The sequence below is a fragment of the uncultured Campylobacter sp. genome (assembly GCF_937973075.1).
In the GTDB taxonomy this organism is placed as follows: domain Bacteria; phylum Campylobacterota; class Campylobacteria; order Campylobacterales; family Campylobacteraceae; genus Campylobacter_B.
The window spans coordinates 1-12,966 of the sequence record NZ_CALBWL010000011.1; the positions used below are offsets into that span (position 1 = coordinate 1).

Consider the following 12,966-nt stretch of genomic DNA (forward strand, 5'->3'; position numbering starts at 1 on the left):
CCGTTAAATTTAAGGAGCGAAAGTGGGCTTGGATGAGCTTTTGGCGCTTGCCGAGGACGCCGCAAAAAAGGCAAATGCCGCGATAATGCAAAACTACGATAAATTTGATATCTTTGTCAAGGCGGACAGATCGCCGCTTACGAATGCCGATCTTGCGGCAAATGATGCGATAATGCGTGCCCTGGAGCCCAGCGGCATCGCGATCTGCTCGGAAGAGCGCGTATTGGATAGCAAACGGCGCATGAGCGAGGAGAGATTTTGGCTGGTAGATCCGCTGGACGGCACGAAGGAGTTCATCGCGCGCAACGGCGAGTTTTGTGTTTGCATCGCGCTGATAGAGCATGGACGCCCGATTTTAGCGGTAATCGGCATCCCTATAAGCGGCGATATATATAGTTCAAACGGCGGCAGAGTTTATAAAAACGGCGCGCTGCTTGCTCGCCCAAATAGCGCGCCGCAAACATTTATGCACGGCCACCACGGCAAATCCGTAAAATACGCGCAATTCGCGCAAAGATTTAAAATGCAGCTCGTACGCAAAGGCTCTGCGATAAAATTTTGCATCTTAGCCGAGGGGGGCGCCAGCGCGTATGCGAGATTTAGCGACTGCTCGCTTTGGGACATCGCCGCTGGGGATTTTTTGCTGCATCAAAACGGCGGAGCGGTGGTAGATCTAAAGACGATGAAGGCGCCTCTTTATAATGGAAAAAGCCTGATAAATAACCATTATTTGGCGGTCGGCGCGAGTGCGATGAAAAATTTATCTGAAATGTTAGAATTCGCAAAGAACTTTTAAGTTAAATTTATAGTAAACACTCTATAATATAAGTCCAAAAATTTTTTATCAAAGGATAAAAACATGAAGGGTTTTACTATGATCGAATTAATTTTCGTGATCGTGATTTTAGGTGTTTTGGCGGCAGTTGCCATTCCAAGACTAATAGCTACTAGAGACGATGCTGAAGTAGTGAGGACGGCGCATAATGTAGCCACATCACTCAACGATCTAGTGGGCTACTATACGGCACAAGGTGAGTATAACCAGGATTTTTCACAGATGATGAATGTGCCAAATCCCATAAGGGTTAAAGGTCATATCTGCGCTACATACACATATGACAACAAGGAGCAAGTGACCTTAACCAAAGGCAGAGATGGCTTATGTGATCGGGTATGGAGTATGCCGGGACTTAAAAATATAGATAATATCTATAGTTCAAACGCTCTTATTATCGTTAAATGACCTATTTTGCGTGGGGTTTTAAATCCCACGCCTTTTTATTCAAAAATCCAAGCAAAATTCCAATCATCCAAATAATTGCGAAAAATATAAAGATAAAACTCCAAAATTGTGCTAAATCCACGTTTTTACTTGCCGGGAATAGATACCAGCCTCCGCTATAAAGCGCCGTTAGTTTGGCTTGCAGCCCCTCTAGCGTTGTATCGGTCGGCACCACTGGTACGTCGAATGCGCAGCTATTAAATGGCTTAAAAATTGGCACTACGCTTAGATCAAAATTTAAAAATTTCACCGCTCCGCCGCAGCCGCTCATCCCGCTCATATCTCCGCTCCCTCGCAGTACCGTGTGAATTTTAGCTAAATTTAGCGACGAGACAAATCCCAGCGCCGCGCCGTAAAACCACACCGCATATCCGCAGATCGCGCCGTAAACGTCCTTGCCGCAAACCGCTAAAATCGCCGCTCCTAGCGCTATGGCGCAAAGTGCGAATCTCACGTGAATGCTAAAGCTTTCCGGATAGATAAAAAGGAATTTTTGCAAGAAAAAATATGAAAACGCTAGCCAAAAAAGCGCCCAAATAGCGCAAAAGGCGAGAAATTTTTTAGAGTATCTGTTTTGAAATTTTAAAATCATAAAAATCCTTTCCGCGCATAATTTTATAATAAATTGCAGATATTTTTGCTAAAATCCCAGCTTTTATAGCAAAAATTTCAAGCAAAGGGTAAAATTTTGAAGGGTTTTTTACGCAGATTAGAAAGAGCTTTTGATGCGTTCGCAAATATTTTAGGCGTATTGAGTATCGTATTTTTGGCGCTTTTAGTTATAGTCGTTTTTTACAATGTTGTGGCGCGTTATCTTTTTCCTGTCGCAAATTCCGTCGCTATGCAAGAACTTACGTGGTGGCTATATTCGGCGATGTTTTTATTCGGTGTGACCTATGCGCTTAAAGAAAACGCACACGTTCGCGTGGATATTTTTTACGAAAAATTTAATCCCACTGCAAAAGCGCTCATAAATATCTTAGGCACAATATTTTTCATTTTGCCTTTCGTGGCGCTCGTGGCATTCTTTTCGATCGATTATGTAAGCGAGGCTTATACGAGCCATGAGGCCAGCGCCAATCCCGGCGGTATGCAGCATCTTTGGATCATCAAGTCCGCAATCACGCTTAGCTATGCGTTTTTATTTATCTACGCATTTGGATTTTTGATTAAAAATATTAACGCCCTGCTTGATGTTAGGGAAAACAAAGGCTCGGAATTTCTTAGTGGGAATTCTTCGGGCGCACAGAGTGTGTGAGGGCAGAATGAGCTTAAATTTAAAATTCTATAAATTTTACGCTTTTCGCGCTTGGGCGGAATTTTGCCACGGCAAGATAAAAGGTGGCGAGCTATGATAGGCATAGTGATGTTTGCGGCAGCGCTTTTTATGCTATTACTGGGTTTTCCCGTTGCGTTTACGTTCGGCGCCGTGGCTGTGATTTTCGGCTTTATCTACGGACTTAGTGAGGCGTGGGATTACGCGCAGGGCTTTGAAATTTTAACCGAAGCTTTCGAGGATATGAGCAGGCAGTTTTTTTCACTGATGCCTAATAGAATTTACTCGATTATGGAAAATCAGCTGCTAATTTCGGTGCCGCTTTTTATTTTGATGGGTATGATTTTGCAAAAGACTCGCCTTGCGGAGCGTTTATTAGAGTCGATGGCATTTTTATTCGGCGGCGTACGAGGTGGCGTGGCGATCAGCACCGTTTTGGTAGGCGCATTACTTGCGGCTACGACGGGCATCGTGGGCGCGACTGTCATCGCTATGGGCGTCATCAGTCTGCCTGTGATGATGAAATACGGCTACGATAAGCCTCTAGCTACCGGCACTATCGCTGCTGCGGGCACGCTTGGGCAGATTATCCCGCCCTCGATCGTACTAATTATTTTAGGCGATATACTTTCGGTCTCTGTGGGTGATCTTTTCTCTGCAGCAGTTATTCCGGGGCTTGTGCTAGTGGGTTTTTATGTGATTTATATCGCGATTATTTCATATATTTGCAAAGATTATGCACCGCCTGTTCCGCCGCTAGAGGGGCTTAGCAAATCAAAGCAAATTTTTATCGCGCTTAAAAACGTCGTGCCGGTGCTCGTGCTGATTTTGCTCGTCTTGGGATCTATTTTTGCGGGCATCGCTACGCCTACGGAGAGCTCGTCGGTGGGCTGCTTGGGTGCGATAGCGCTAGCTGTTTTATATCGCACGTTTTCGTTTAGGCTGATCTATGACGCGCTAAAAAATACCGCTAAAATTTCGGGCATGGTTTTTATGATTTTGATGGGCGCCACGGCATTTTCGATGATTTTTTCTTACACGGGCGGAGATGAGGTCGTAAAAAATTTTATGGAGAATCTGCCCGGTCAAGCATGGGGATTTATCGCACTTACGATGGTAGTTATCATAGTGCTTGGATTTTTTCTCGATTATGTCGAAATTTCATATATCATTTTGCCAATACTTTTGCCGATAGTAGAGTCTTTGCATATCAATCCCGTGTGGTTTGCGATCTTAATCGCTGTAAATTTACAAACGTCGTTTATGACGCCGCCGTTTGGATTTTCGATATTTTTCTTAAAGGGTGTGACGCCGCCGCAAATCCACACTACGGATATTTACAAGGGCGTACTACCTTTTATTTTATTGCAAATTCTAGTGCTATTAACGCTCGCAATCTTTCCGGGGGTTTTTGGTTTAAAAGCTTTTTTAGGCTAGAAATATTAAAATTCACGCTAAATTTAACTTAGGAGCTAAAAATGGCTAAAAAGCTTATCGACGTTATGGACACGACTTTTCGCGACGGATTTCAGTCGGTTTTTGGCGCGCGCGTGGCGATGCAGGACTTCCTGCCTGCCGTTAGCGCGGCGAAGGAGGCCGGCATCATGCACTTCGAGTTCGGCGGCGGCGCGCGGTTTCAGAGCCTATATTTTTACCTAAACGAAGACGCCTTTGAGATGATGGATAAATTTAGAAGTATCGTGGGACCTGAGGCGAACCTGCAGACCCTTAGCCGCGGCGTAAATACCGTCACGCTCGATACAGGCAGCCGCGAGATCATCGATCTGCACGCTAAGCTTTTTGCCAAGCACGGCACGACGACGATTCGAAATTTCGACGCGCTAAACGACGTGGAAAATTTAAAATTTAGCGGCGAGTGCATACATCGTCACGGTCTTAAACACGAAGTTGTGGTTACGATGATGGATCTGCCGCCGGGATGCAGCGGCGCGCACGATGCGGCATTTTACGAGAGAATTCTGCGTCAAATTTTAGACGCGCAGATCCCGTTTGACAGCGTCTGCTTCAAAGACGCAAGCGGCACGAGCAGCCCGCAGAAGGTCTATGAGACGATCAGGCGCGCGCGTAAAATTTTAGGCGACGGGGTGCATATCCGCTTGCACACTCACGAGACGGCGGGCGTTAGCGTCGCATGCTATCAGGCTGCGCTCGTTGCGGGCGTAGACGGCATCGACCTTGCCGCACATCCCGTAAGCGGCGGCACGAGCCAGCCGGACATCCTCACGTTGCTGCACGCGACGAAGGGGCAAAATTTCGACCTGGGCCTGGATGCAGAGAAAATTTTAAAATACGAAGAGGTTTTGGGCGAGTGCTTGAAGGATTACTTCATGCCGCCAGAGGCTACGCAGGTAAGCCCGCTCATTCCGTTTAGCCCGATGCCCGGAGGCGCGCTTACAGCAAATACTCAGATGATGCGCGATAATAAAATTTTAGACAAATTCCCAGCCGTCATCAAAGCTATGCGCGAGGTCGTCGAAAAGGGCGGTTTCGGCACGAGCGTAACGCCGGTTAGTCAGTTTTATTTCCAGCAGGCGTTTAACAACGTAATGTTCGGCCCGTGGAAAAAGATCGCTGAGGGCTACGGCAAGATGGTGTTAGGTTATTTCGGCAAAACGCCCGTTAAGCCGGATGAAGGTGTGATTAAGATGGCGGCGGAGCAGCTAGGACTACAGCCTACGACCAAACACGCCGTAGATATCGCCGATGCCGACGAGAGTAAGAGCGTCGCGTATGCGCAGAAGATTCTACGCGAGCAGGGCATCGAGCCTAGCGAGGAGAACATATTTATTGCGCTTGCGTGCAAAGAAAAGGGCATCGCGTTTTTAAAAGGCGAGGGTAAGGTGATGAGCCGCAAAAAAGAGGACGCAGCACCCGCCGCAAGCCATCAAAGCGGTATTTCTAAAAACGGCAAATTTGATGTTAAGATTAACGGTAAAATTTACAGCGTAGAATTTGCCGGACAAAACGTGCTCGTAAACGGCGATCGATACGACGTCAGTTTCGATACCTCAGCGCCCGCAAAGCCGCAGCCGCAAGGCTCTGCCCACGAGCAGCCCACTGCTGACGCGCGAGGTGGTACGGACGATAACGATATAAAAGCGACGCTTCCTAGTAACGTATTTAAAATTTTAATAAAAGAAGGCGACGCCGTTAAGGCGGGGCAGAATGTCATCGTTCTTGAAGCGATGAAGATGGAGATAAATATCGAAAGCCCACGTGATGGCATAATCGATAAAATTTTGATCGCCCAGGGCGATACGGTCGATGCCGATCAGGTGCTCGCGATTTTAAAATAAGCTCTAAAATTTAGGCGGGCGCTTCCGCCTAAATTTCATGGCGACAATCCTCGGTGCTTAAGCGAGCTCACCTAAATTTTAAGCTATAATAGCGCAATCTTTTATCAAAATTTAATTTAAAAAGGACGCAAAATGACAACTCCGAACGATCTGGATAAACTAGGTCTTAAAAATATCAAAAAAATCAACTACAACCTAAGCTACGACGAGCTTTTCGAGCTTGAAAAGGCGATGAATGAAGGGCGCGTGTCAAGCAACGGCACCTTTATGGTCGATACGGGTATATTCACGGGTCGCAGCCCAAAAGATAAGTACTTCGTAAAGCAAGACCCGAGCCAAAAATACATCGCCTGGGGAAAGGTAAATCAGCCTATCTCAAAAGAGCTTTTCGATAAGCTTTTAGCCAAAGCCAAAGCCCAGCTAAGTGGCAAGGAAATCTTTATCCAAGACGCATTTTGCGGCGCTAGCAAATCCAGCCGCAAAAACGTTCGTTTCGTAACCGAAGTCGCGTGGCAGGCGCATTTTGTAAAAAATATGTTCATCCGTCCAAACGAGGCCGAGCTAGCTAAATTTAGCCCTGATTTCGTCGTTTACAACGCGTGCAAATGTAAAAACGAAGATTACGCGAGCGACGGGCTTCACAGCGACGTTTTCGTTATTTTTAACGTTGAGGAAAACGTCGCGGTTATCGGCGGCACCTGGTACGGCGGCGAGATGAAAAAGGGAATTTTTTCTATGATGAACTACTGGCTGCCGCTTGAGGGCAAGCTAAGCATGCACTGCTCGGCAAACGTGGGCAAAGAGGGCGACACGGCGCTATTTTTCGGCCTAAGCGGTACGGGCAAAACGACGCTCTCGACCGATCCAAATCGCAAGCTAATCGGCGATGATGAGCACGGCTGGGACGATGAGGGTATATTTAACTTCGAGGGTGGCTGCTATGCGAAATGCATAAATTTAGACCCGAGCAGCGAGCCTGAAATTTACGCCGCGATCAAACGCGACGCGCTACTTGAAAACGTGGTTGCGGACGAGGCGGGCGTAGTAGACTACAAAGACGGCAGCAAGACCGAAAACACCCGCGTTAGCTACCCGATCTATCACATCGATAACTACGAGCCAAGCTCTGCGGGCGGCCATCCGAAAAACATCATCTTCCTAACTGCCGACGCATTCGGCGTTTTGCCGCCGGTCGCAAAGCTTACTAAAGAGCAGGCGATGTATTATTTCCTAAGCGGCTATACGGCCAAAGTCGCGGGCACCGAGCGCGGTATCACCGAGCCGGTGGCGACCTTTAGCGCGTGCTTCGGCGAGCCGTTTATGCCGCTGCACCCGACCGTTTACGCTAAGCTACTGGGCGAAAAGATCGACAAGCATAATGTCAGCGTCTATCTCGTAAACACCGGCTGGAGCGGCGGCGCGTACGGCGTGGGCAAGCGAATGAGCATAAAAGCCACGCGCGCGTGCATAAACGCGATCCTAGACGGCAGTATCAAAAAGTGCGAATTTGAAAATTTCGAGAAATTTAACTTAGCGATCCCAAAAGAACTCGCAGGCGTCGAGACGAAGCTACTAAATCCTATCAATACGTGGACGCACCCGGCGGAATATAAGATCACGCGCGATAAGCTTGCAAAGATGTTTGAAGAGAATTTCAAACGCTACGAGGACGTAAAAGAGGGGGTCGAGTTTGCCAAAGCGGGCCCTACGGCTTAGGCTCCTGGGCCTCGGGGCGATCTGCGCACTTTTTGCCGCATGCGAAAACGCCCCCTCAAATTTAAAACAGCCGCTCGTTGCGATGAGCGGCTTTTCCTTTTACGACGATCCGCTAAGCTACATCAACAATGTGCGCGCAAAATCGGGGCTAAATCAGCTTTCGCAGAATGAAATTTTAAACACCTCCGCGCTTAATCACGCAAAATATGTCGTCGCAAACGAGGCGATGTCGCACGACGAGACTCCGGGCAGACCGAATTTTACGGGTGAAAATCCGTCAAAGCGTGCTTTTTACGCAGGCTATAGTGCCGTCGTGAGGGAAAATTTATCCTATAATTCAAGCGATCTAAAAAGCGCGATTGACGGGCTTTTAAGCGCGATTTACCATAGATTTGCCTTTTTGGATTTTGCCTCGGATGAGATCGGCATCGGCTATTTTGAGCACGGCAAAAAAAGTAGCTACGTTTTTGAGATGGGAAATTCGCGCCTCAACGCCTTTTGCTCGCGAAATTTAAACGACGAAGGAAGCGGCAAATTTCTACTGGGGATGTGTAAAAACGAAACGCTACGCATGAGGGAAGATAAGTTCAAAAGCGCCACCGCGCTAAACTCGCGCCCTTACGTATATTATCCGAACGACGAGCCCGCGCTTGCGTTTTTCAGTAATGAAATTCCAGATCCCATGCCCGAGTGCAAAATCACCGCAAATCCCGTAAGCGTGGAATTTAATGCCGAGGGGCCGCCCGTAACGATGAAAAGTTTTAAAATTTACGAAGGCGGCAGGGAGCTTCAAAACGTTAAAATTTTAGACAAAAACTCCGATCCTAACGCCATTTTAAGCGATAGGCAGTTTGTGCTTTTCAGCAGAGAGGTTTTTAAATTTGACGCCAAATACGGCGCGGAGTTTAATTACGAGCAGGGCGGGAAGCAAAAAACGCTGCGGTGGGAGTTTATCACGCAAGCGCCTAAATTTAGATACTTCGTCGTACAAGGCGGAGAAAATTTGAGCGTGAAAAACGGCGCGTTTTACGATATATTCGTAGCCCCCAAGGACTGCAATGATTTGATGAAAAGCTACAAAACCAGCTACTCTTTTATGGATAAGCCAGAAATTTCAAGCCCCGCGGCAAATATGCTGCGCGTAAAACTAAACGGTGCAAAGGGCGCGAAGCTTGAAATTTCGACAGACAACGGTGCGATAATAAATCTGTATTTAAGCGACGGCTCCAAAAGCTACGGCGGCATGGGTAAAATTTACGCCGCAATCGTGGCGGTTTTGGCGGCGATCATTTTGTTTTATCTTTTGGCAAGGCGCAGAGGGCGATAGGCACGAGGCCTATTTTGCAACCTCTACTTTTGTTTGCGCGCACAGGGGCGCATAATACCTATCTTGCGTGAAATTTAATGCAGAGACCTGCTTTTAAATTTTAAATTTCATCCCCATTTATTTCATCCGCAAGTTTTAAAATTTTAGCCTGCACGGCCTCAGGAGCGTAGATATCCATCCACTCTATTCCGTTTGATGCGCTAAAAAGCACGGCGATCCGCCCCTCGCTCATCGCGCACTTAGCAAGCTTGGTCGCTACGGGGCTGTTGCCCATATTTGGCGTTTCGTCTATGCTTATCTCGGCGCAGCGGCGTAAAATAGGCGCCAAATCAAACTCTTCCTCGAGCAAAATAATAACCGAGCCGCGCCTAAAGCTGCAGGCGTTCCAAAAGATCTCGGCGCCGTTTACGCATTCTCGCGAGAGATCGAGGCGAAATTTGCCCCGCTCGCGCACGAGAAAACTAAACTCGCTCAAGTTTAGCGGGTGCTCCACGCTACCAAAAGCTCCCACGATACTATCTTTGCGCCCGTTATAGACGTAGGCGGCGAGCGCGTTTTGCAGTAGCGGCGCGATGATCTGATCATGCGCGCTCGTGTGATCGTCATCTCTGGCGCGGCCTGCGATCTTTACGAAAAACGGCTTGAAATAATCCATAAACGCTCCTTAAGCTTATAAAATTTACTCGTTTTTGCTTTTAAATTTAACGCTCGCTGCGGTTAAATTTAGCCTGCCGTCGCCGCATTTTCGGCTCGTTTTTCGGGCGCCGCCGTTTTAAATTTTACTCTTGCATCTGCTATCGCAGCTTCTTGCGCTTATGTATCGTTTTTGCGCCTATCAAATACAACTTGGATGGCGGGTTTAGATTTTACACAAAATGCTCGCGGGCGGCATCCTTGCTTTCAAATGGGCTTGCGCTCAGCTCGCTGCCGTCTATGAGCAGGGCGTAGCTGTGCGCGGCGTCCGTTTTGGCGTAGGTTAGCGCCAGCCTTGCCGCAAGCTCTCTATCCGCCTCGCTCGCGCCTCTACTTAGCAGGCTTAGCGCGCCCACGACGTCATCTTTAAATTTTATCTCGCTAAATTTCGGATTTTGCACGGCGGCAAGCTTTTTGTTATCGCTCTCATCCCGCCCGATTATGAGCTTCGCGCCCTCAGGCAGGCGCAGATGACGCCCGAATTTTAAAATTTCAGCGTCCGCGGGCGTTTCGATCTTTTCAAATTTTACCGCATCCTTGATCCGCTCGCTGAAGCTCTGCACGGTCAGCAGACAGCCTCCCGCAGGCGTTTCGTAATCCTCAAAGCCGAACTCCGCCGCGAGCTGCATCTGCCTAGTGCGCCCGCGCCCGCTGATATCAAGCAGCGCGCCCCTATCGACCCAGCCCTTGATCTCGGGCGTCGTAGGCGGCAGCAGCTTCGCGCATAGCGGACGCAGGATCAGCCCCTCCTCATCGCCGCTAAGCCCGCCGACCTGAGCTAGAGCCTGCGCGCGTTGGCTCATCGGGCGCTGTCCGAGCACCTCGCCCGTGATGATGAAGCTCGCCCCTTCGCTTTGCAGCATCGCAAGCGCGGTCTTAAACATATATCCGTGGCAGTCGATGCAGGGGTTGAAGTACTTGCCGTAGCCGTATTTGGGCTCGAAAAGCACCTGCCGCAGATATTCGCTTCTGATATCGACGCTTTTAAAATCTGCCCCCGCGGCCGCGGCTCTGCGGCGCATGATCTCGCTCTTATCGTCCTTGCCGCCAAATCCGATATCCATATTCAGCGCGAGCACCTCGATGCCTTGCGAGACGATGAGCTTGATCGCGAGCATAGAGTCAAGCCCGCCGCTAAAGAGCGCCAATGCCTTCATTTCGTTCCTTTACTTGAGTTGATTGATCTTTTTTTGATACTCCAAGATCCGCTCGATCTTGTCGGGCGCGTCGGAGTTTTTGAGCTTTTGCATCAGATCTTGCAGGGCGTTGCGGCGTAAAATTTTGCACGCGTCGTTAAAAAGTGCCGCGCCGCCGATCGGCAAAATTTCATCATCCAGCGCAAGCGCGCGCAGATTTTCGCAGGCTTCACTTTCGGCATTTTGATCATTTTGGACGCTTTGAGCGCTTTGAATATTTTGAGCTGCGGCCTCCCTCTCGCCCTGCTTCGCGACGTTGTTTACTTCTTGCTTCTCGCCGCCGTTTGCGCCCTGCTGCGCGGAGGAGCCTTTTAAATTTACGGCGCCTGCGGAAGCTTGCCCGTCAAAATTTTGCTCGCTAGAATTCTCGCCGCTTTTTAAATTTGCGCTCTCTCTACGGATAAAATTTTCTCCCGCGCCGCCCGCGGTAAAATTTTCGGAGGCGCTGTCTACATTGCCGTCCTCGCCCGCGATGAAATTTTTAAAATTTCCGCCGCTGCGAGCGAAAGCCAAAAACGCCTCGAAAATATCGCCGTGCATGCGAAAATCGCGCCGCTCCAAGCAGCCGAGCCCGAGCTGTGCCATCTCGCCATCAAGCAGCATCGATTTTATGATCTGAAGCTCCGCGATCTCCTTGCGGCGCAGTAGCGTCCGCCCGAGCCTCGCCGAAGCCGCAGGCGGCGCAGAGCTTTCATAGCGCGCCGTGTTTTGCGCGCGATCAAAATTTCCGCCGCTTAAGCTCCCGCTCGCACCGCCCCTGCCGTCTGCGCCGCGCCCTTCGTGAGAGCCGAAATCGCGAGAGCTGAAGCTCCCGCTCTCGTTAAAATTTCGCCCCTCAAAGCCCACGCCGAAATTTTTACCGCCGTCAGCGAGATTGAACGAGCCCGGCGAGACGTTTAAAATTTGCGCCACTAAACTCTGATAGGACTCGGCGAGCACGGGGCCGAGCGCTGCGGTAAATTCTTTGATCTCATTTAGCGCCGCTTCTTTTTGCACGGGGCGGGCGAGGTCGTATTTTTTAGCGATTCTTCGGATCAGAAACTCCCCACTTTCCATGCCGCTAGCATAAATTTGCTCTAGCTCGCGTACCTTGCCCGCCGCGATCATATCCGCAGGATCGGCGCCGCCGCCGATTATAGCGACGCTTGAGTCGATCTTATTCAGGCACAAAAGCCGCGCCGATTTCATCGCCGCATTGATGCCAGCGACGTCGCCGTCGAAGCTAAGCACGACGTTAAGCTCCGCGCGCTTTATGAGCGGCAGATGAGCGGGCGTCAGCGCCGTGCCGAGCACCGCTACGGCGTTGTCGATGCCCGCTTGGTGCAGCATGATGACGTCCATGTAGCCCTCGGTGATGATGAGGGTTTTTTTGGCGATCGCGCTTTTTTTCGCAAGATCGAATGCGTAGAAAATTTTAGATTTATCAAACAGCGCGCACTGCGGCGAATTGACGTATTTAGCGGGATTATCGCTTATCGTGCGGCCGCCGAAGCCCACAAGCTTGCTTGCGTGGTTGTAGATCGGAAAGGTGATCCGCTCGATGAAGCTAGCATAAAGCCCGCGCTCGTTTTGCTTCACCGCGCCCGCATTTAGCGCGTCTTGCGGCGGAATTTCTTCGTTTTGCAAAACCCTGATCGTCTGCGCGCTAGCTCCTGCGTAGCCAAGGCCGAATTTGCGAATGCTTTGATCGCTCAGTCCGCGATCGTGCAGGTATTTTACGGCAGCGGGATTTTGATAAAGGCAGCTTTGGTAGTAGGCGTTTAAAATCTCAAGCACCTTCTTCTCTTCGCTGCGTTCCTGGACTTTAGCGCCGGTGTATTGCAGCGCGAAATTATACATCCCCGCAAGCTTTTCGACCGCTTCTGGAAAGCTTATCTTTTCGTAATCTTGGATAAATTTAATCGCATTGCCGCCAGCTTTGCATGAAAAGCAGTGAAAAATTCCAAGTTTGGAACTCACGCTCATGCTCGGGTGCGAATCGTCGTGGAAGGGGCAGACGCCTACGAAATTTGCGCCGCTGCGCTTAAGCGGGACATATTTTTCTACGACATCTACGATATCTACGGTGGCCAGCAGATTTTCTATGCTTTCGTTTTTAATCATAAGCGAAATTATACCCGCACTTTGCTATAATTGCCCTTTATTTTTGCGACGAGGTT

Annotated in this window: 11 protein-coding genes; 7 read left to right on the forward strand and 4 right to left on the reverse strand. The window is 49.3% G+C overall.

The window, feature by feature from the left end:
* Positions 1 to 22 precede the first annotated feature (22 nt).
* Both Q0274_RS01265 and Q0274_RS01270 read left to right on the forward strand, forming a co-directional pair.
* The gene (locus Q0274_RS01265; protein WP_298026936.1) at positions 23 to 796 is read left to right on the forward strand and encodes a 3'(2'),5'-bisphosphate nucleotidase CysQ; all 774 of its coding nucleotides are present in this window, start codon (positions 23 to 25) and stop codon (positions 794 to 796) included.
* Positions 797 to 859: 63 nt separating this feature from the next.
* Positions 860 to 1,243, forward strand: a complete 384-nt coding sequence (locus Q0274_RS01270; protein WP_040304027.1) for a type II secretion system protein — start codon at positions 860 to 862, stop codon at positions 1,241 to 1,243.
* Position 1,244: 1 nt separating this feature from the next.
* Here the strand turns inward: Q0274_RS01270 and Q0274_RS01275 are convergent, their stop codons facing one another.
* Positions 1,245 to 1,874 (reverse strand): hypothetical protein, encoded by a 630-nt coding sequence (locus tag Q0274_RS01275; protein ID WP_298026940.1) that lies wholly within the window; start codon positions 1,872 to 1,874, stop codon positions 1,245 to 1,247.
* Positions 1,875 to 1,970: 96 nt separating this feature from the next.
* Here Q0274_RS01275 and Q0274_RS01280 point away from each other — a divergent pair, with 96 nt between their 5' ends.
* The 5 genes from Q0274_RS01280 to Q0274_RS01300 all read left to right on the forward strand — a co-directional run bounded on the left by Q0274_RS01280 (position 1,971) and on the right by Q0274_RS01300 (position 8,918).
* Entirely contained in the window at positions 1,971 to 2,540 is a 570-nt protein-coding gene (locus Q0274_RS01280) for a TRAP transporter small permease subunit (protein ID WP_298026942.1), read from the forward strand.
* A gap of 93 nt (positions 2,541 to 2,633) precedes the next feature.
* The gene (locus Q0274_RS01285; protein WP_005871492.1) at positions 2,634 to 3,995 is read left to right on the forward strand and encodes a TRAP transporter large permease subunit; all 1,362 of its coding nucleotides are present in this window, start codon (positions 2,634 to 2,636) and stop codon (positions 3,993 to 3,995) included.
* A gap of 41 nt (positions 3,996 to 4,036) precedes the next feature.
* Complete coding sequence (locus Q0274_RS01290; RefSeq protein ID WP_298026945.1) at positions 4,037 to 5,875, forward strand: biotin/lipoyl-containing protein; 1,839 nt, start codon at positions 4,037 to 4,039, stop codon at positions 5,873 to 5,875.
* Positions 5,876 to 6,007: 132 nt separating this feature from the next.
* Positions 6,008 to 7,591, forward strand: coding sequence for a phosphoenolpyruvate carboxykinase (ATP) (gene pckA / locus Q0274_RS01295; RefSeq protein ID WP_298026948.1), 1,584 nt, complete (start codon positions 6,008 to 6,010; stop codon positions 7,589 to 7,591).
* Entirely contained in the window at positions 7,566 to 8,918 is a 1,353-nt protein-coding gene (locus Q0274_RS01300; RefSeq protein ID WP_298026950.1) for a CAP domain-containing protein, read from the forward strand. The genes pckA and Q0274_RS01300 overlap by 26 nt, the downstream gene beginning before the upstream one ends.
* Before the next feature lie 100 nt (positions 8,919 to 9,018).
* On the opposite strand, the gene Q0274_RS01305 is transcribed toward Q0274_RS01300, so the two are convergent.
* From Q0274_RS01305 to dnaG, 3 genes are all read right to left on the reverse strand, one after another.
* Positions 9,019 to 9,573 carry a hypothetical protein gene (locus Q0274_RS01305; RefSeq protein ID WP_298026953.1) on the reverse strand — a complete coding sequence of 185 codons (555 nt, stop codon included), beginning with the start codon at positions 9,571 to 9,573 and terminating at the stop codon, positions 9,019 to 9,021.
* A gap of 211 nt (positions 9,574 to 9,784) precedes the next feature.
* On the reverse strand, positions 9,785 to 10,768 hold the full coding sequence (locus tag Q0274_RS01310) for an argininosuccinate synthase domain-containing protein (RefSeq protein WP_298026955.1): 984 nt from the start codon (positions 10,766 to 10,768) through the stop codon (positions 9,785 to 9,787).
* Between the two features lie 9 nt (positions 10,769 to 10,777).
* The gene (dnaG, locus tag Q0274_RS01315; RefSeq protein ID WP_298026957.1) at positions 10,778 to 12,910 is read right to left on the reverse strand and encodes a DNA primase; all 2,133 of its coding nucleotides are present in this window, start codon (positions 12,908 to 12,910) and stop codon (positions 10,778 to 10,780) included.
* Positions 12,911 to 12,966: the final 56 nt, after the last annotated feature.